Source organism: Sorangium sp. So ce1153 (assembly GCF_051521595.1).
Classification (GTDB): Bacteria; Myxococcota_A; Polyangia; order Polyangiales; family Polyangiaceae; genus Sorangium.
On record NZ_CP150361.1, the window covers coordinates 6,983,766 to 7,001,979 of the forward strand.

Below are 18,214 nucleotides of genomic sequence, written 5' to 3' on the forward strand. Positions count from 1 at the left end.
GCTGGGCTCGTGTGGTGGATCCGGCATCAAGCCGTCGGCGGGCGATTGCGCGACTGAGCGAGGACTTGCTCGAACGCGCAACGGGCACCGACGCTGCTGAGCCCACCGGACTGGTAGGTCTCGAAGGGCGACCTCGTTCATCCCCTCTTGTCGCGTCCGCTCGTTTCTGTTGATTCCTCTCTCTCTCCTCGGTAATAGAGACAGGAGCATGGTGAAGCGATCTGCGCGATGGCTGTGGGCGGCGCTGTGCCTGCCGGTTGTCGGGTGTACGACGGTCGTCGGGCTGGACAAGCCCTATCATCCGATAGACGAGCAGGGCGGCGCTGGTGGCGGTGGCGGCGGCGTGGAGACTGGCAGTCGCTGCGTTGGCCTGCCTGCGACGTGCGGGCCGGCGGGGGACGAGAGCTGCTGCGCGAGCGAGCCGGTGACCGGTGGCACGTTCAACCGGGGTAACGACCCGGCTTTCCCGGCCACGGTGAGCGACTTCGGGCTGGACCGGTTCGAGGTCACGCTGGGGCGGTTCCGGGCGTTCGTGGACGCGTATCCCGGGAGTCGGCCGGCGGCGGGCGCCGGCGCGCACCCGCTGGTCGCGGACAGCGGGTGGGACGCGGCGTGGGACGAACGGCTGCCGCCGGACCGCGCGGAGCTCGTGAACGGGCTGTTCTGCGATGCGGAGGGCACGGCGTGGGTGTGGACGGATGAGCCCGGCGCGAACGAGCGCCTGCCGATGAACTGCGTGAGCTGGTACATGGCGTTTGCGTTCTGCGCGTGGGACGGCGGCCGGCTGCCGACGGAGGCGGAGCTGGGGTACGCCGCGGCCGGCGGCGCCGAGCAGCGCCCGTATCCGTGGTCGGCCTCGGCGGACGATGAGACCCTCGATCACGACCACGCGCTGTATGCCTGCAATGGCAGCGACGTGGAGGGATGCGTGATCGAGGACGTCCTGCCGGTCGGGTCGAAGTCACCGCAGGGAGACGGGCTGTTCAAGCAAGCGGATCTGTCGGGGGGCGTCTGGGAATGGACGCTGGATTGGTTCGGAGATTACCCGCCCGAGTGCGTGGACTGCGCCGTCACGACCGGCGGCACGGACCGGGTGATGCGAGGCGGCGGCTGGCGCAGCGCCGCGGAGGCGCTGCACCTCTCCACGCGCGACTACCGTGTCCCGACGAACCGCGCGGCTGGCATCGGGGTCCGGTGCGCGCGGGAGCCGTAGCGACCGCGTGACCGCGGGTCGAGCCGCCGTGGGCCCTGGGAGAGCAGGGCGCGACTCCGCGAGAAAGCGAGGGCCTCAGCGCAGCTTTCTTCGAGCGCGGTCCGACATCGCCTACGCTGCGCCTCCCTCTTGCAGGAGCGAACGTATGCGACGCACCACCCTCTGGTTATCGATCTTGACCTCGGCGACCCTGGCGACGGTGGCCTGCGGCGATGACGACGGCACGGGCAGCGGCGGCGCCGGCGCGACCAGCAGCTCGAGCTCCGCGGGCGGCTCGGGCGGTGATGGGGGCTCAGGCGTGACCAGCAGCTCGAGCTCCGCGGGCGACGGCGCCGGCGGCTCGGGCGGCGACGGCGCCGGCGGCTCGGGCGGCGATGGCACCGGCGGCGACGGCACCGGCGGCACCGGCGGCTCGGGCGGCGATGGCACCGGCGGCGACGGCACCGGCGGCAGCGGCGGCTCGGGCGGCGACGGCACCGGCGGCTCGGGCGGCGGGCACACGACGCCGCCGGCCGGCGAGGACTGGACGCGCGACATCCTCTCGACCGCGCTCGAGCTCGACCTCGCCAGCCTCACCGGCAGGGCGACGATCGTGCTCGCCGCGTCGGACAGCACGGCCGCGTCGTTCGAGATTGGCGACCTCGACATCGCGTCGGTCGCGGATGGCTCGGGCGCCCTCGATCACGAGGTGAGCTCCGGCAGGCTCGACGTCGGTGTGCCGTCGACCGGGAGCGACGCCACGATCATCATCGATTACACCTTCAAGCCACACGAGGACTTCGACGGGTGGATGCCCGACTCGGGGGTCTCGTTTCTCTGGCCTCATTTCTGCGGCAACCTCTTCCCGTGCAAGTCCGATCCCGCGGACGGCTCGCGGTTCACGATGCGCGTGACCGGGGTGCCGGAGGGCATGACCGCGGTCTACCCCGAGAGCATCCCCACCGACGCGCCTTCCTACATGCCCGCGATCGCGGTCGCCGAGCTCACGCGGCTGGAGCTCGGCACCACCTCCGGCGGCACCCGCGTGAGCGTATGGCACCTTCCCGGCCAGGAGGCCGACGCGGCGGCGGGCACCGAGCACCTCGTCGAGGTGTTCGATTTCCTGGAGACCACGTACGGCCCCTACCCCTTCGGCGACAGTGTCGGGACGGTCTCGGCCAACTGGGGCGGCGGAGACTATGGCGGCATGGAGCACCACCCGTTCTGGCACCTCTCGAGCGGCTCTCTCTACAACGAGGAGGTCAACGCGCACGAGGCCGCGCACGGCTGGTTCGGCAACGGCGTGCGCATCGCCTGCTGGGAGGACTTCATCCTCTCCGAGGGCACCGCCTCATACCTGGCGGCCCGCGCGCTCGAGGAGGTCGGGGTGGACGTGTGGGCCTCGTATGAGTGCTCGCTCAGGTCGGTCTGCGATCCGGCGGCCGGCCGCAATACCATCGCGCTGCCGGACACCTGCAATGAGATCGACATCCTGAGCGACCCGCTCTGGTCGCAAGTGCCCTACATGAAGGGGGCTTTCTTCTTCCGCGAGGTCGCGGAGGCGCTCGGCGTCGACCTGCTCGACCGGGCGCTCGGCGCCTTTCACGCCGCCAACGTGGGGAAGGCCGCGCGCATGCAGGACCTCCTCGACGCCATCAAGGCAGCCACCGACAGCGACGGGGCCGATGCGGTCGATGCGCTGACCACGGAGTGGCTGCGCACCCTGGAGTGCCCGGTCGACCTCGCGTCCATCTGCCCTCCCTGATACAGCGTTTCCCGACGACGAACCTGGCCGTGGTCACGCAGGACCACGGTAAGCTCTGGAGCAGCCGCCCCGCGCTCGTCCCACGACGACGACGGTGAACGATCCGCCCTCGGCATACTTGTTCGTCTTGCGTTTCCTCCCTCCCGAAAGCGCGGGCCGTCGCTAGGATGCGGTGACACCAGGTCTCCCACGCGCGGATCCCGTGAGCCCATCCTCATGACCTTGCCCGATTATCACGGCGGCAGCATCGTCAACCTCATGGCGTCGGTCGCGCGCGCGTTCGGCGCGGAGAGCGGGCCGTATCCGCCCCTGCGCAGCCTGCCCCCCACGCGGCTGGCGAGCCGCAACGTCGTCCTCCTCGTCATCGACGGTCTCGGTCATTCAGCGCTGATGGAGCGCTGCGGAGCGGGCGTGCTCGCGCGGCACACCCTGGGTCGAATCACGTCCGTGTTTCCCACGACGACGGCCAGCGCGATCACCACCTTCCTGACCGGAACGGCGCCTCAGCAACACGGCGTCACGGGCTGGTTCACGTACTTCCGCGAGCTCGGAGAGGTGCTCACGGTGCTGCCTTATCACACGCGCCGGGGCGGCGCGCCCCCGGAGGCCCCCGCAGGCGCGCTGTTCGACGTCCCCCCCGTGTTCGATCGCCTGGACGCGCTCTCCCACATCGTCACGCCGGCTCACATCGCGCACTCTGCGTTCAACACCGCGCACCGGGGCAAGGCGCAGGTGCATGGGTACGAGGAGCTCGGCCACATGCTCGGCACGATCGCGCGCATCGTGCGTCAGCCCGGGCCTCGCAACTACATCTACGCGTACTGGCCGGAGTACGACAAGCTGGCGCATGAGCACGGCGTGGCGAGCCGCGAAGCCGCGGCCCACATCGCGGAGCTCGACGCGGCGATCGCCGATCTCCTCGCTCGCATTCGCGGGACCGGCACCACGGTCGTCGTGACGGCCGACCACGGCTTCATCGACATGAAGGCGGAGCGGGCGATCCAGCTCGACGCCCATCCGGAGCTCGCCCGGACGCTTTCCTTGCCCCTCTGCGGCGAGCGACGCGCGGCGTACTGCTATGTCGACGCGAGCCGTCGGTCGCAGTTCGTCGAGTACGTCACCACGCACCTCGCCGAACATGCGGACCTGAAGGCCAGCGCAGACCTCGTGCAGGAGGGCTACTTTGGCCTGGGGCCACCCCACGCGAGGCTGCACGATCGCATCGGCGATTACACCCTGCTCATGAAGGAAGCCGCGCTCATGATAGACTGGCTGCCAGGCGAGCAGCGCTACTCGCACATCGGCGTCCATGGCGGGCTGTGCGAGCAGGAGATGTATGTGCCGTTGATCGTCGCCGAGGCCTGATCCGGGGCCATGGCGCGCGCCCCGCGAGGACGCGCCTCCGCGCTGAGCCGCGCACCGGCGCCGTGCGTCTCCGCACGTCCGCGCGTCCACGCGACGGCTGTCGCGAGCGGGCCTGTTTCAGGAGCGCGGCGCAGCCCCGGCCAGCATCCCGAGGCGCCGGCGGACATGGTAGGCGAACGTCCGGCGAATGAACTGGAGGAGCGAGGGGATGGAAGGATAAAGATACACGTCGGGATGGACGAGCGACAGCACGTTATGCTTGTTCTTCTCGTATTCCGCCAGCAAGGCCGGCGTCGCGCGCAGGTGCTCTTCTTTCACATACAGCAGCAGGTTCTGGCGGTACCAGCGCTCGACCTTCTGGTCGCTCCAGAACCGCGGGCGCAAGCAGTCGACGAGCCGGTAACCCCGGGCCTCGAACAGCGCCCTCCAGTACTCCGGCCATTGCTCGTTGACGTGATTCTCACCGCCCTGCAGCGGGATCGCCGCGGAGAACACGATGGTGTCGCTGAGCCGCGTCAGGCTGTCGATGAACGTGCCCGCGGCCGAGGCGTCGATGTGCTCGGCGACCTCCAGGGAGACAGCCAGGTCGAAACGCCGGTCCAGGGTCAGCTGTCGACCGAGGTCGCGGGCGGTGAACCGGTCCTCGGGTATCAGCAGGGCTTTGCGGTCGACATGATCCCCGTCGATGCCCTGGATATCGGCGACGCCATTCTCCTTGAACACCGTCAGCCAGGTGCCGATCCCGCAGCCCAGGTCCACGACGTTCCGGGGCTTCAGCAGCGAGATCAAGACCGGCACCACCTGGCGCGCGGAGTTCAGGGAGCCGTTCTGTAGTTTGGAATAGAACGCAGCGTCGTACGGTACAGGGCCAGCCATAAATCTCTCCTCCAGAGTACAAGATCACGTGAATGTTCTGTGAATTTTGTGCAATTACGCACTTCGCGCCCGCTGCGTCGCGCCGGCCGGCGGCTTCCGCTCCGCCACGGGGCGCGCGCCCGTCGTCGGCGTCGCCGGCGGCGGCGCGGCCGTCGCACCTCGGCGCGGGCTCGCCCTGGCCGTGCCGGCGCCTCGGCCATCCTCCGCGGGCGCGCCGTACCTCGCCGGCGTCCATTTCGTTCGGGTTCGATGTATCCTCCGCGACGCATGAAGAAAGCCGAGATCCTCCCACACCATGCCACGACCCTGCGCCGCACGGTCGAGCACTTCGAGCAAGCCCCCGGGGTGACTGGCCTCATCCTGGGCGGGTCCATCGCTCACGGGTTCTGCTCGCCTGAGTCGGACGTCGATGTGATGATCGTGGTCTCGGACGAGGAGCATCGCGACCGGCTCCGCACCGGTCGCGCGTGTTTTTTCAGCCGCGAGCTCTGTACCTACGAGGGCGGGTACGTCGACGGCAAGTACGTGTCGGCAGGCTTCCTGGGCGACGTGGCGGCCAGGGGCAGCGAGCCCGCGCGCTACGCGTTCAAGGACGCTCAGGTGCTCTTCTCCGGCGACCCCTCGCTCTCCGCCCTGCTCGAGCGCGCCGCGCGCTACCCGCTCGAGGACAAGGCGTCCCGCATCGTGCGGTTCCAGGCGCAGTTCGAGGCCTGGCGCTGGTACTCGGAGGAGGCGCTGAAGCGACGCGACACGCCCCTGCTCCGGACCGCCGTCTCCAGGCTCACCCTGTTCGGCGGCCGCATCGTGCTCGCCCACAACGAGCTCCTCTACCCCTACCACAAGTGGTTCCTGCGCGTGCTCGAGGCCGCGCCCGACAGGCCCGCGGGCGTCATACCGCTGATCCAGGCGCTGGCCGCGGAGCCCACGACCAAAGGCGTCGAGCAATTCGTGCGCATGATTCGCGAGTACAAGACCTGGGACATCACCGAGGCCACGTGGTCCGCCCAGTTCATGCAAGACAGCGAGCTGAACTGGCTGAACGCGCCGCCCCCGATCGACGACCTCTGAGGGGCGAGCCGAGACGGACAGGGACGACGAGCGCGCCGGGGCCACCGCCGTCAGCCGCGGCGACCAGGCCCAGATTCTCCCGTTGGCGCCCCTTCCCTGCCTGGCGTCCCCTGGCGGTTCTACCCTTCTCTCCGGAACACCGCTATAGAGCTCCCCCATGTGGACCGACACGCGCCTCACACGACAGCTCGGACTGCGTCTCCCCATCGTCCAGGGCCCCTTCGGTGGCGGCCTCTCCACCACCGCGCTCGCGGCCGCCGTCTCGAACGCCGGTGGGCTCGGCTCCTTCGGGGCTCACTTCCTGACGCCGGCGCAGATCGGCGAGCTCGTCGCCGAGCTGCGGCGGCTCACGCCGCACCCCTTCGCGGTGAACCTGTGGGTCCCTCAGGCCGGTGAGCCGTCCACCATCGAGCCGGCGGAGCTCGAGCGGCACGTGGCGCGCCTGCGGCCCGTCCTGCGGCAGCTCGGCCTGCCCGACCCGGAGGTGCCCAGCGCGTTCACCCCGCGCTTCGAGGAGCAGGTCGAGGCCGCCCTGGAGGCGCGGCCGCAGGTCCTCAGCTTCGTCATGGGGGTCCCGCCCGGCTGGGTCGTCGAGGGCGCGAAGGCGCGGGGGATCGCGCTCGTCGGCACCGCGACGACGGTCGATGAGGCGATCGCGCTCGACCAGGCCGGCGTCGACGTCATCGTGGCCTCGGGCAGCGACGCGGGGGGGCACCGGGGCGCGTTCCTGCGGCCGGTGCGCGAGTCGCTGGTGGGCACGCTGTCGCTCGTGCCGCAGGTCGTGGACGCGGTGCGGACCCCGGTGGTCGCCGCCGGCGGGATCGCGGACGGCCGCGGGGTGGCGGCGGCGCTCGCGCTCGGCGCCGACGGGGTGCAGATCGGGACGGCCTTCCTCGCCTGCGAGGAGTCGGGGGCGAGCGCCGGCCACCGCCGCGCGCTGGCGTCGCCGGGCGCCCGGACCACCGTGCTCACGCGGGTGTTCTCCGGCCGCGTCGCGCGGGGGATCGTCAACGCGTTCGTCGAGGCCATGACGCCGCACGAGGCCGACGTGCCGGCGTATCCGGTCCAGAACTGGCTCACGCAGCCCATCCGCCGGGCAGCGGCCGCCGCGGACCGCGAGGACTACCTGTCCCTCTGGGCAGGCCAGAGCGCCGCCCTCGCCAGGCCGCGGCCCGCGGCCGACCTCGTGGCGGCGCTCGTCGAGCAGACCGAGCAGGTGATCCTCGGGCTCATGAAGCGCTGAGTCGAGCGGCGCGCCTGGCAGCCTGCGGACTCATGAAGCGCTGAGTCGAGCGGCGCCCCAGGCGGCCTGCGGGCCCCGGGCGCGCCGTTCGACTCCCGCGCTCTTCGCGCCTCCCCTCCCCCGCGCGCCCGCGGGTCTTACCAGGTCACCGTGTCGTTGAGCGTGAGCGTCCCGCCGGCCGCAGGGGTGCTCAGCGAGCGATTGCCGCCGCCCGGCCAGCTCTCCCAGGTCACGCTGCCGTCGGCGTTCTTGCGGTAGTACTTGTACTGCAACGCGCTGCTGGCCGGCAGGTTGACGCGGTTCTTCCACACGGGATACGTGGCCGGATCGACCGGGATGCCGAGATCGGTGTTCCAGTTGCCCAGCGACGCGGTGTTGCCGGTGACATACACCTGCTGGCCGACCACGGTCGTGGCGGTGACGTTCACCGACACGGCGGCCTCGTTGCTCGCGGGCGCGACCACGCACGTGCTGTAACGGCCGCAGACCACCGGCGGGATGTCGACGACCTTGCCCGCGCGGATCGACGCGAGGAGGCTGATGTACTCGCCCATGGCCCAGTTCAGCGGGCTCATCGACCGGGTCGGCGTGCCCGCCGTGGCGGAGGCCGGCTTGGTGACCTGCCAGCCCGTGATGGTCGCCGTGTTGTTCCACACCTGCTCGGGGATGAAGCCCTGCGGCGTGGAGAACGCCTTCACCGCGGTCAGGAAGGGGCTGCCAGCCGTGCCGGCGCCGCTCGTGGCGATCTCGACCATCCCGCGCTCGGCGGTGAATATCGGCCACAGCCGGCCGCGGCCGTTCAGCCCGTCGTAGTTCGCGCCGTCGTTCCGCTCGCCGTACCCGTCGTAGTTGTAGCGGAACCAGGCCTGGCCCTTGCCACTGATGGTCTGCCGGAGGGTGGCGTCGTACTCCTCGATCGTATCCACGATGGAAGGATCGTTGGCCCGCTTGACCCCCATCCGCACGAGCTCGAGGAACCCGCCGTCGATGATGTACCGCTGGTCGTGCGTGCCGCCGCCGTTGCCGTGCGTGAAGGAGATCGCCGCGTCAGGGCCGGACACGGGGTTATACACCTGCGGCCCGGCGCCGGAGTTGCCCCGCGCCGAGGGGTTGATGCGGATGTAATACCTGCCGTCGCCGTGGAAGCCGGTGGTGGTGAACGTCCAGCGGTCGATGCTCTGCTGCCAGTAGTCCGCGGCGGCCATGTAGCGGGCGGCGCTGGTCGTGTCGCCGTTCGCGCGGGCGATGGTGGCCGCGCAGACGAGGCCGGCGATCTCCGCGGCGATGGTCGACGGCGAGTACCCGGCGTTCTCCTCCCAGCGCTCCTGCTGGGTCCACGGCCCGACGTTGACGATGTAATCGGCGGTCTTCTTGATCTTCGGCCAGAGCGGGTTGTACACCGCCGCGCCGAGCCGCCAGGCGAGGATGATCGGCATCGCCTGCTCATCCATCTGCGTGCCCTGCCAGTACTGCCAGCCGCTGACCCAGGCGTTCTGCGGGAAGCGGCCGACACGGCTGTAGCCCTGCGGGCAGCCGGGGGCGTTGTACTCGCTGATGCCGCAGTCGCTCGTCTGCTGCAGGGTGTTGAACAGGTAGTTGACCACCCGGGGCGGGGTCGACGTGTCCCCGGCCGTCACCAGCGCGTTTGCGAACTTGAACAGATCGCGCGGCCAGATGAGGTGGTAGCCGCCGTTGTTGCTGTCGCCGCTCGTCTCGCCCCACGGCGTGCCCATGCCGGCGATCATGGCGCCGTTCGACTTGTCCTCGATCGACTTGAGCGCCATCGCCGCGAGGTAGTACTGGTCGTCGGCGGTGCCGCCCTGGCTGTTGAGCCCGGTCGTGTAGCTGTTCCACCCGCTGTCGTAGGTGGTCTGCAGCGTGGCCAGGTTGCTGCCGAGGGTCGCGTTCGCGGTGGTCGTCGCCTCGGTCTCGGTGGCGCCGAAGCCGAGCACAACGTCGAACGAGAGGGTGGTGACGGCGCTCGTGCCGAGGTCGACCCAGCCCATCTGCGCCACGTTGCCGCCGGCCGCGAGGTCGTTGCGCCAGCTCATCGTCTTGTCGCTGGTGCCGCCGAGCAGGTCGGTCCAGCCGTCCGTCTCGCCGACGAAGCCGCTCGACACCATCGGCAGGCCGCCCTTGGTCAGCACCTTCCACGGCCGCGAGATCGCCAGCGCCGACGCGCGGCTGTTCTCGGAGGCGACGAGCATCGTGCGCCCCCCCGAGAGCGTTATCGTCTTCGACGTGTCGCCGGCCCCGGAGTTGTCCATCGCCGGGTTGTGGAGCAGGTAGAGGTTGAACTGGGTGACGTTCTTGCCGCCCAGCGCGTCGAACTTGACGCGCTGGATCAGCGTGTTGCGCCCTGGATCGGTGAAGATCGTCTTGGTGATCCGCCAGTTGTGACCGCTGTTGGTGGTCGTCGCCTGCCACCGCATGGAGCGCTTGTCCGGCTGGGTGACCGTGTAGGTCTGCGACTGGTCCGACTTCTCCTCGTCGACGAACGTCTTGGCCGTATCCCCGACCATGAACTGCAAGTCGACGGTGTTGACGGTGTCGAGCACCGGATAGAACACCTCGGAAACGATGCCGCGGTAGCCGGTGAAGTAGACCCTCGATGCCGCCGTCGTCGAGGTGCCGAGGAATGATTTGTCCGCCGGCCCCCACACCGAGGGTACCCCTGTGCCCGCAGCGAGAGCCCTCACCTCGTTCACCGGGGACGAGCTATCCGGGCCGAAAGGGACAGCGGACTCCCCGAGCGTGTCCTCCTCCGCTTCGAGCGCGCAGCCCGCGAGCCCCAGCGCCAGATGAAAAATTATGGTTCCACAAGAAATCCACTTCCGCATCACGCCATCCCCTTTCGACCGGGCAGCCGCCGCGTGGAGGCCGCTCCACGGCTGCCGTAAGCCAGCGATCTCGTTGATGTTTCTACATGGCAGGAGAGCGCGGCCGTGCCCCCTGCGATCGGCTCGCTCCTGCTCCGCGTGCAACGCCGGCGCATTTTCAGCTTAGCACGCGATCGGGTCGCTCTCGCGCGCCGCTATGCTGAGCTCCTGGCGACGAGCGCGCCGGTACGCCTTACGCACCGTGTCGAGACGGGCGCGTCCCCTGCCCGGCCGCGCGACGTACGCCGCCGAGGCGCTTGCCGGAACCTTCACCGGGACACGCCGGGGCGGTCGCGTGAGGGAGAGAAGAAGAAGGGCGACGAAGGAGCACGGGATGCAACGAGAGATGTGGAGAGCGTTCGGGGTGGTCGTGCTGGGGCTGGTCGCGTGCTCCGAGACGATCGTGGATCCGAGCGGAGGCGGAGCGGGCGCCGAACCGCCCGCCACCGGCGGCGGGGGTGCCGCGGCGACCGCTACGGGCGGCGGGGGACTCGCCGAAGGCGGAGGGGGACGCGACGGCGACGGCGGCGCGGAGCTCCCGGTGGGCCAGTGCAGCCCGCCGGTCGAGGCTCGGCCTTTCGACAAGGGAATCTTGCCCTTGGACCTCTACTCCGTCGCGTTCGACCGCTCTGGCAACCTCGGCATGACGGGGATAGCGCAAACGCGCATCGATCTCGGCGGCGGCGAGCTGCCCCCTGGAGGGGGCATGGATGTCGTCGTGGCGAAGTTCGATGCCGCCGGGAACCACGTCTTCAGCAAGGTCTTCGGCAACCAGAGCGACCAGCGCGGCGACAGCATCGCGTTCGATTCCAGGTGCAACCTGATCCTCGGAGGGACGTTCGCCGGCGCGATGGACCTCGGCGGCGCGACGCTCAAGGGGAACAGATCCCTCTTCGTGGCCAAGCTCGACGGCGCCGGCAACCATGTCTGGAGCAAGCGGCTCGGCGGCGCATCCGCGCTGGACCCGCTCTTCCTCCACATCGCCGTCGACCCGAAGACGGATGATGTGGTGCTCGCAGGGGATTTCAAGGGGACCATCGACTTTGGTGGAGCGTCGTTGACGAACACGAGCGACGGCCGGCGGCCCGCCTTCGTGGCCAGGCTGAACGCCGCGGGGCAGCACCTCTGGAGCAAGCAGTTCGTCGGCACCCTCAGCGTCGAAGGGCTTGGTGTTGACGCTTCTGGCGATGTGACCATCTCGGGCCGTCAAGGCGGCTCCATCGATTTCGGAGGCGGTCCGCTCGGACCGGACGATCGCCTCGCTCTCGGGCTGTTCCTCGTGCGGCTCGACGCATCGGGAAACCACCGCTCGAGCAAGCGATGGGAAGCCACCAACACCGGCACCAACATCAAGGGTATGGCGGTCGATCCGAGCGGCGCCACGCTCATCGCAGGCTCGACTGAGTGCGGTATCGACCTCGGCGGCGGCCTGCTGGAGAACGCCGAATGTCGGCGCAGCGCGTACGTGGCCAGATTCGATGCCCAGGGCGCCCACCAGTTCAGCCGGCTCCTCGACAGCAGCGAGGGCTCCGTCGCGCAGAGCCTCGGGATCGATCCCAGCGGAAACGCTTTGATTGCTGGGCTGTTCGGCGGGACGATGGACATCGAGGGCGCAGAGCTCACCACGGATGCTGAGGGTGGAGCCGGCTTCGTCGTGCAACTCTCCGAGGATGGATCTGTCTCGCGGAGCAGGACCGTCATTGGCCACCTCGAACACATCGATCGGCTCGCCGTTGGTCCCGAGGGGCATGTCGCCGTGCTGGGAAGAACATGGGACGCCGTCGAGCTGGACGGCGGACCCCAGCTCGGTCGCGGCGACTTCGTGACGAAGTTCGACATCGCAGCGCCATGATCCGGTAGCCGCGTCGCTGCTGGGCCACCCATTCCAGCGCCCTCGTCCAATCCATGCTCGCTTTGAGAAGACAGTTACATTGACACGTAAGCCGTGTCGCTCACCACCTTCGGTGGGGTTTGGTCAGCGGGCACAGTAGAATGATGAAGTGGAGTCATGGTAATACAACGAAAGATGTGGGTAATGTTCGGAGTGGCCGCGCTCGGACTGGGCGCGTGCTCCGAGACGGTCGTCGACCCAGGCGGAGGCGGAGCGGGCGCCGACCCACCAGCCACCGGCGGTGACGGCGCCGCGGCGCCCGCCGCAGGTGGAGGGGGGCACGGCGACGGGGGCGGCGACGGCGGCGCGGAACTCCCGGCCGACCAGTGCAGCCCGCCGGTCGAGGCACGGCCTTTCGACAAGGGCATCTTGCTCCTGGAGCTGAACTCCATCGCATTCGACCGTTCTGGCAACCTCGGCATGACGGGGATAGCGCAACCGCGCATCGATCTCGGCGGCGGCGAGCTGACCCCCGGAGGGGGCATGGATGTCGTCGTCGCAAAGTTCGATGCCGCTGGGAACCACGTCTTCAGTAAGGTCTTCGGCAACAGGAGCGACCAGCGCGGCGACAGCATCGCGTTCGATTCCCGGTGCAACATGATCCTCGGCGGATCATACGAGGGTGCCATGGATCTCGGCGGCGCGACGCTCACCGGAGACAGGTCCCTCTTCGTGGCAAAGCTCGATGGCGCTGGCAATCACATCTGGAGCAAGCGGCTCGGCGGCGCGTCCGGGATGGAACCGCTCTTCCTCTTCGTCGACGTTGATCCGACGACCGATGATGTGGTGCTCGCAGGATACTTCAAGGGGACGATCGATTTCGGCGGAGGATCCCTCATGAGCGCGAGCGACGGTCTACGGACCGCCTTCGTGGCCAAGCTGAACGCGGCGGGCCAGCATCTATGGAGCAAGGAGTTCCCGGGTGTCAACGTCGACGGCGTTCATCTTGGTGCTTCCGGAGATGTGTTCATCACCGGTGGGCAGGGCGGCTCCGTCGACTTCGGAGGAGGTCCGCTCGGACCTGACGACAGTCTCGCGTACGGCTTGTTCCTCGTCCGGCTCGACACAGCGGGACGCCACCTGTGGAGCAGACGATGGGAGGCGACCAACAGCGACGCCGCTGTCAGAGGCGTGGTGGTCGACGGGAGCGACGCCGCTCTCATCGCGGGCTGGACGGAGTGCGGCCTCGATCTCGGCGGCGGCCTGCTGGACACCCCTGAATGTAGGCGAAGGGCGTTCGTGGCAAGGTTCGATGCCGAGGGCAACCACGAGTTCAGCCGGCTCCTCGACAGCAGCGGGGGTTCCATTGCGCAGAGCCTCGCCATGGACTCCCGCGGAAACGCTTTGGTCGGTGGATTGTTCGGCGGAACGATGCCCGTCGAAGGAGGAGAGCTCACCACCGATGCTGAGGGCGGCGCCGGGTTCGTCGTGCAGCTTTCGGCGGATGGATCTATGTCGCAGGGCAGGACCGTCGTGGGCAGCCTCAAGATGCTCCACCGGCTCGACGTCGATTCCAACGGGCATGTCGCCGTGCTGGGAAGGACGTTCGACGACGTCGAGCTGGAGAGCGGCCCGCAGCTCGGTCGCGGCGACTTCGTGACGAAGTTCGACATCGCAGCGCCATGATCCTGTAGCCGCGCGCTCTGTGACACAACCTCATGAGCCCACCACCCTGCGCCGCGCCCCCGCGTAGCGCTTGACCAGCTCGTCCGCCATGACGCCGCTCAGGATGACGGCGCCGATGACCGCGAACTCGATCTGGGTCGGGACGCCGAGCATGTTGATGGCGTTGCGCAGGACCTGCATCAGCGCGGTGCCGAGGACGACGCCCAGCACCGCGCCCTCGCCGCCGCGCAGGCTGAAGCCGCCGAGCACGGCGGCGGCGATCGCATAGAGCTCGTAGAAATTGCCGAAGTCCACCGGCTGGGCCGAGTTGACCTCGAGCGCGAACAGCATGCCTCCGAAGCACGACAGCAGCGCGCAGATCACATACGCGAGGATCGTCATCCGGTCGGTGTCGACCCCGCTGTAGCGCGCCGCCTGCTCGTTGCGGCCGAGCGCCATCAGGTAGCGACCGTAGATGGTCCGGTTCAGGAAGACCGACGCCGCCACAGCGACCGCGAGGAACAGGAGGAACGGCATCGGGACGTCGATCCACGTGACCCACGCAAGGCGCGTCTTCACGCCGGTGAACGGGTGCACCGCATACGGGCTGAAGCGCCCCTCGGAGATCCACGACAGGAACGGCACGGGCACGGAGAACGGGGTGCCGACCGACAGGTAACGGAACGACTCGAACCCGACGCCGAACCCCTGCGTCTGGTCGCCCGCGATGCCGCGCGCGGTGCCCCGGTAGAGCAGGAGCCCGCACAGCGTGACGACGAACGGCTGGAGCCGGAGCTTCGTGATCAGCAGCCCGTGCGCGAGCCCGATGCAGAGGGCGATGCCGAGCAGCAAGGGCACGGCCAGGGAAGGCGACCAGCCGTGGACCGTGAGGAGCCACGGCAGCATGCAGCCGGCGAGCGCCACCACGGAGCCGATCGACAGGTCGATACCGCCCGTGATGATCACGAAGCCGGCCCCGATGCTGAGGATCCCGAACAGCGCGGTCCGCCGGATCAGGTTCTCGATGTTCTCCGCCAGGAGGAACCTGCCGTTCAGGAGCGCGGTGCCGAGCGAGACGGCGAGGAGCAGCCAGAAGACGCCGAGCACCTTCCGCCGCGTGCTGGACGCGGGCAGCGCGGGCGGCGCGGGATCGCGCGCCCCAACATCACGTGTCGTCGTCACAGGCATGCTCCTCTGGCCTCGAACGCGCCCCGCCGGCCCCAGCTCAGGCCGCGGCGCCGCAGCCGGTCGCGAGCTGCATGATCGCTTCCTCGCTCAGCTCGGCGCGGCCGAGCTCCCCGGCGATGCGCCCCTCGTGCATCACCAGCGCCCGGTCGGACATGCCCATCACCTCTTCCATGTCGCTCGACACGAACAGGGTGGCCATGCCGCTCGCGGCCAGCCGCTCCATCAGCTGGTATATCTCGTGCTTCGCGCCGACGTCGATGCCGCGCGTCGGCTCGTCCAGCAAGAGCACGCGCGGCGATGTGGACAGCCACTTTCCGATGACCACCTTCTGTTGATTGCCGCCGGAGAGGTGCTGCGCCGGCTGCACGTCGCTCGGCGTCTTCACGTCGAGCTCACGGACGATCTGCGCCGACATCCGGCGCTCGCCCGCGCGGTCGAGGACCCCGTGGCGCTGCGCCCGGCGCAGGCTCGGGAGGCTCACGTTCGCCCGGATGGCCATCTCCAGGATGATGCCCTGCTGCTGGCGGTCCTCGGGGACGAGGCCGATCCCCGCGGCGATGGCGTCGCGCGGGGTGCGCGGGGTGAGCTCACGCCCGGCCACGCGCACCGCGCCCGCCGCCGCCGGCGTGACCCCGAACAGCGTGCTCAAGAGCGACGTGCGCCCCGCGCCGAGGAGCCCCGCCACGCCGACGATCTCCCCGGCGCGGACCGTGAACGAGAGCGCGTGCTCCGGGTGCCGCGCCGTCCGCAGGCCGGAGACCTCGAGCACCGGCGCGCCCGGAGGGTGCGGGACGTGCGGATAGAACTGGGAGAGGTCGCGGCCCACCATCAGCCGCACGATGCGATCGTGGCTCATCTCCTCGCGCGGCAGCTCGCCGGCGTTCTCGCCGTCGCGCAGCACGAGCACGCGGTCGCAGAGCGCCTTCACCTCGCCGAGGCGATGAGAGATGTACACGACGCTGATGCCGTCCGCGCGGAGCTCCCGCACGACCTGGAAGAGGGCCTCTGCCTCGCGCGGGCACAGGCACGACGTCGGCTCATCCATGATGAGCACCCGCGCGTTCGCCGAGAGCGCCTTCGCGATCTCCACGAGGTGCCGCTGCCCGAGCGACAGGCTGCCCACGAGCGCGCGCGGCGACTCTGCGAGGCCGACCCGCGCGAGGATCGCCCGCGCCTCGCGCTCCATCCTGCCCTCGTCGATGAAGCCGCCCCGCCGCCGCTCGCGGCCGAGGAAGATGTTGGCCGCGATATCGAGGTTCTCCGCCAGGTTGAGCTCCTGGTGGATGAGCGCGATCCCCCGGGAGAGCGCCTCTCTCACCGAGCCGAGCGCGACGGGCCGCCCGTCGAAGAGCATCTCGCCCGCGTCAGGCGCCTCGACGCCGGCGAGGATCTTCATGAGCGTGCTCTTGCCGGCCCCGTTCTCGCCGACGATGCCGAGCACTTCGCCGCGGCCGAGCGAGAGGTGGACGTCGCGGAGCGCGAGCACGCCGGGGAAGCGCTTGGTGAGCCCGCGCGCTTCGAGCAGCGGGGCTGCGCCTGGGTCGGGCGAGGAGGGCGTCATGCGCGTCAGGGGCCTTCGGCCAGGGCGGCGCGCCGCGCGGGCTCCGCGGCGCAAGCCCGCGGTTTCACTGGGATTTTTGCGTCTTCTGCTTCAGGTCCGCCCAGAACTCGGGCAGGTTGGCCTTGCGGATCTGCCGGGCCGGCAGGGAGATGAACTTGCCCGGCGGCACCACGGCGTCGTCCCCGCGCACGAGCGCCGCGAGCACGCGCACCGACTCCTTGCCGTACATGTACGGGTTCTGGACCACCGTGCCGACCACCTCGCCGTCCTGGATCGCGCGCAGCGTCGCCTCCTGCTCGTCGAAGCCGACGACCTGGATCGAGCTCATCTTCCCTGCCTGCTTGACCGCCTCGAGCAAGGCCGGCGTGTGGTACGCGTTCAGGCCGATCAGCCCCACGAGGTCCGGGTGCGCAGACATCATGTCTTCGGCGTTGCTCTTCGCCTTGGCGGCGTCGATCTGGTCGGTCAGCGTCGCGACGACGGTGTACTTCGCCCCCTTCAGCACCTCGCCCAGCGGGTCGCTGCCGGCGCTGGTGTCCGCGCGGTCGAGGAGCTCGTCGAGGACGCCCTGCCGCCGCTTGCGCGCGTTGTCGCCCTCGAGGCGCCCGACCAGGATAGCCACCTTGCCGCCGCCGGGGATCGCCTCCTTCACGAGCTGCCCCGCCATCCGGCCAGCGACGTAGTTGTCGATGCCGATGTACACGATCCGGTCGCTCTTCGGCGCGTCCGAGTCCTGCGTGATGAGCTTGGTCTTGGCGGCCGCCTTGTTGATCAGCGGGACCTGGTTCTCCGCGTCGATCGGGCTGATCGCGATGCCGTCGACGCCGCGGATGAGCAGGTCCTCGACCCGCTGCATCTGGTCGTTGACGTCGCTCGGCATCACCACGCTCACGTCGGCGTTGTACTCCTTCGCCCCGTCGATGACGCCCTTCTCGGCGATGGTCCAGAACGGCGCGACGCCGTTGGTGATGTAGGCGAGCTTCGGCTTGCCGCCCGGCGCCGCCGCCTGGCCCCCGCCGCCCTCGCACCCGAGGGCCGCGAGCGCCGCCGCCACGCAGACCCCGACGATGAACCGACCGATCCCCTTCACCATGCGCCTCACCCCTCCGCCCGCGAGGAGCCGCCCTGCCCCGGCACGACCCGCGCGCATCATGTGTGTGCGCGCGCCGTGCGACGGAGCTCGGCCCCCCGGCCGACTCGCGCGCTCATCATGCGCGATCCGTTGAGGACGTGTCCACACGTTTCGACGCGGCGACGTCCGCTCGAGACCAGTATCCCATGGCTCGAGGGCGAACCCGCGGTGGCGGACCGGAGCGATCCGCGGGCTCCGAGGGCATTTCGCGTAGGCACGACGACGATCGCAGCCCCTCGAAAGGCATGGGCCCAACCGGCGAGCCCCGCGGCTGGGGAGATCGCGACGGCCGACCCGTCGCTTCGGGCTGCCGTGGTTGCCGAGCTTGCCGCTCCCCTGAGCGGCGCCGTCGGGGATGAGGTGGCAGCCCGGGTTGTTTGCGAAGCGACCGGTCAGCCGCTCGGGTTGCCGGTGGCACCGGCGGGGCGCGCGAGGATCGCAGACTAGCG

Annotated in this window: 12 protein-coding genes; 7 read left to right on the plus strand and 5 right to left on the minus strand. The window is 69.6% G+C overall.

All coding sequences use genetic code 11. The annotated features are described in order from the left end of the window. The first annotated feature begins 208 nt into the window (after window positions 1–208). The 3 genes from WME85_RS25135 to WME85_RS25145 all read left to right on the plus strand — a co-directional run bounded on the left by WME85_RS25135 (window position 209) and on the right by WME85_RS25145 (window position 4,322). Window positions 209–1,213 (plus strand): formylglycine-generating enzyme family protein, encoded by a 1,005-nt coding sequence (locus WME85_RS25135; protein ID WP_437841738.1) that lies wholly within the window; start codon window positions 209–211, stop codon window positions 1,211–1,213. 145 nt (window positions 1,214–1,358) lie between these two features. Continuing rightward, the gene (locus WME85_RS25140) at window positions 1,359–2,957 is read left to right on the plus strand and encodes a M1 family metallopeptidase (protein WP_437841741.1); all 1,599 of its coding nucleotides are present in this window, start codon (window positions 1,359–1,361) and stop codon (window positions 2,955–2,957) included. Between the two features lie 216 nt (window positions 2,958–3,173). Further along, window positions 3,174–4,322, plus strand: coding sequence for an alkaline phosphatase family protein (locus WME85_RS25145; protein WP_437841744.1), 1,149 nt, complete (start codon window positions 3,174–3,176; stop codon window positions 4,320–4,322). Between the two features lie 117 nt (window positions 4,323–4,439). On the opposite strand, the gene WME85_RS25150 is transcribed toward WME85_RS25145, so the two are convergent. After that, on the minus strand, window positions 4,440–5,198 hold the full coding sequence (locus WME85_RS25150) for a methyltransferase domain-containing protein (protein WP_437841746.1): 759 nt from the start codon (window positions 5,196–5,198) through the stop codon (window positions 4,440–4,442). A 267-nt stretch (window positions 5,199–5,465) separates the two neighbouring features. Here WME85_RS25150 and WME85_RS25155 point away from each other — a divergent pair, with 267 nt between their 5' ends. Both WME85_RS25155 and WME85_RS25160 read left to right on the plus strand, forming a co-directional pair. Then, window positions 5,466–6,266 carry a nucleotidyltransferase domain-containing protein gene (locus tag WME85_RS25155; protein WP_437841749.1) on the plus strand — a complete coding sequence of 267 codons (801 nt, stop codon included), beginning with the start codon at window positions 5,466–5,468 and terminating at the stop codon, window positions 6,264–6,266. Window positions 6,267–6,423: 157 nt separating this feature from the next. After that, the gene (locus tag WME85_RS25160; RefSeq protein WP_437841751.1) at window positions 6,424–7,509 is read left to right on the plus strand and encodes an NAD(P)H-dependent flavin oxidoreductase; all 1,086 of its coding nucleotides are present in this window, start codon (window positions 6,424–6,426) and stop codon (window positions 7,507–7,509) included. 137 nt (window positions 7,510–7,646) lie between these two features. Here WME85_RS25160 and WME85_RS25165 read toward each other — a convergent pair whose 3' ends face one another. Further along, window positions 7,647–10,349 (minus strand): glycoside hydrolase family 15 protein, encoded by a 2,703-nt coding sequence (locus tag WME85_RS25165; RefSeq protein ID WP_437841753.1) that lies wholly within the window; start codon window positions 10,347–10,349, stop codon window positions 7,647–7,649. Between the two features lie 373 nt (window positions 10,350–10,722). Here WME85_RS25165 and WME85_RS25170 point away from each other — a divergent pair, with 373 nt between their 5' ends. Together WME85_RS25170 and WME85_RS25175 are read left to right on the plus strand one after the other, a co-directional pair. After that, the gene (locus WME85_RS25170; RefSeq protein WP_437841755.1) at window positions 10,723–12,240 is read left to right on the plus strand and encodes a hypothetical protein; all 1,518 of its coding nucleotides are present in this window, start codon (window positions 10,723–10,725) and stop codon (window positions 12,238–12,240) included. Between the two features lie 156 nt (window positions 12,241–12,396). Next, on the plus strand, window positions 12,397–13,905 hold the full coding sequence (locus WME85_RS25175) for a hypothetical protein (RefSeq protein ID WP_437841757.1): 1,509 nt from the start codon (window positions 12,397–12,399) through the stop codon (window positions 13,903–13,905). A gap of 30 nt (window positions 13,906–13,935) precedes the next feature. Here the strand turns inward: WME85_RS25175 and WME85_RS25180 are convergent, their stop codons facing one another. From WME85_RS25180 to WME85_RS25190, 3 genes are all read right to left on the minus strand, one after another. Further along, window positions 13,936–15,072 carry an ABC transporter permease gene (locus WME85_RS25180; RefSeq protein ID WP_437841759.1) on the minus strand — a complete coding sequence of 379 codons (1,137 nt, stop codon included), beginning with the start codon at window positions 15,070–15,072 and terminating at the stop codon, window positions 13,936–13,938. Window positions 15,073–15,109: 37 nt separating this feature from the next. Further along, window positions 15,110–16,633 (minus strand): sugar ABC transporter ATP-binding protein, encoded by a 1,524-nt coding sequence (locus WME85_RS25185; protein ID WP_437841761.1) that lies wholly within the window; start codon window positions 16,631–16,633, stop codon window positions 15,110–15,112. Between the two features lie 64 nt (window positions 16,634–16,697). Then, complete coding sequence (locus WME85_RS25190; RefSeq protein WP_437841763.1) at window positions 16,698–17,726, minus strand: sugar-binding protein; 1,029 nt, start codon at window positions 17,724–17,726, stop codon at window positions 16,698–16,700. Between the last annotated feature and the right edge of the window lie 488 nt (window positions 17,727–18,214).

Coding starts and splice junctions, on each gene's coding strand:
- WME85_RS25160 (WP_437841751.1), top strand. CDS start 6,424: ATGTGGACCGACACGCGCCTCACACGACAGCTCGGACTGCGTCTCCCC.
- WME85_RS25140 (WP_437841741.1), top strand. CDS start 1,359: ATGCGACGCACCACCCTCTGGTTATCGATCTTGACCTCGGCGACCCTG.
- WME85_RS25185 (WP_437841761.1), bottom strand. CDS start 16,633: ATGACGCCCTCCTCGCCCGACCCAGGCGCAGCCCCGCTGCTCGAAGCG.
- WME85_RS25180 (WP_437841759.1), bottom strand. CDS start 15,072: ATGCCTGTGACGACGACACGTGATGTTGGGGCGCGCGATCCCGCGCCG.
- WME85_RS25190 (WP_437841763.1), bottom strand. CDS start 17,726: ATGGTGAAGGGGATCGGTCGGTTCATCGTCGGGGTCTGCGTGGCGGCG.
- WME85_RS25135 (WP_437841738.1), top strand. CDS start 209: ATGGTGAAGCGATCTGCGCGATGGCTGTGGGCGGCGCTGTGCCTGCCG.
- WME85_RS25155 (WP_437841749.1), top strand. CDS start 5,466: ATGAAGAAAGCCGAGATCCTCCCACACCATGCCACGACCCTGCGCCGC.
- WME85_RS25170 (WP_437841755.1), top strand. CDS start 10,723: ATGCAACGAGAGATGTGGAGAGCGTTCGGGGTGGTCGTGCTGGGGCTG.
- WME85_RS25175 (WP_437841757.1), top strand. CDS start 12,397: ATGGTAATACAACGAAAGATGTGGGTAATGTTCGGAGTGGCCGCGCTC.
- WME85_RS25145 (WP_437841744.1), top strand. CDS start 3,174: ATGACCTTGCCCGATTATCACGGCGGCAGCATCGTCAACCTCATGGCG.
- WME85_RS25165 (WP_437841753.1), bottom strand. CDS start 10,349: ATGCGGAAGTGGATTTCTTGTGGAACCATAATTTTTCATCTGGCGCTG.
- WME85_RS25150 (WP_437841746.1), bottom strand. CDS start 5,198: ATGGCTGGCCCTGTACCGTACGACGCTGCGTTCTATTCCAAACTACAG.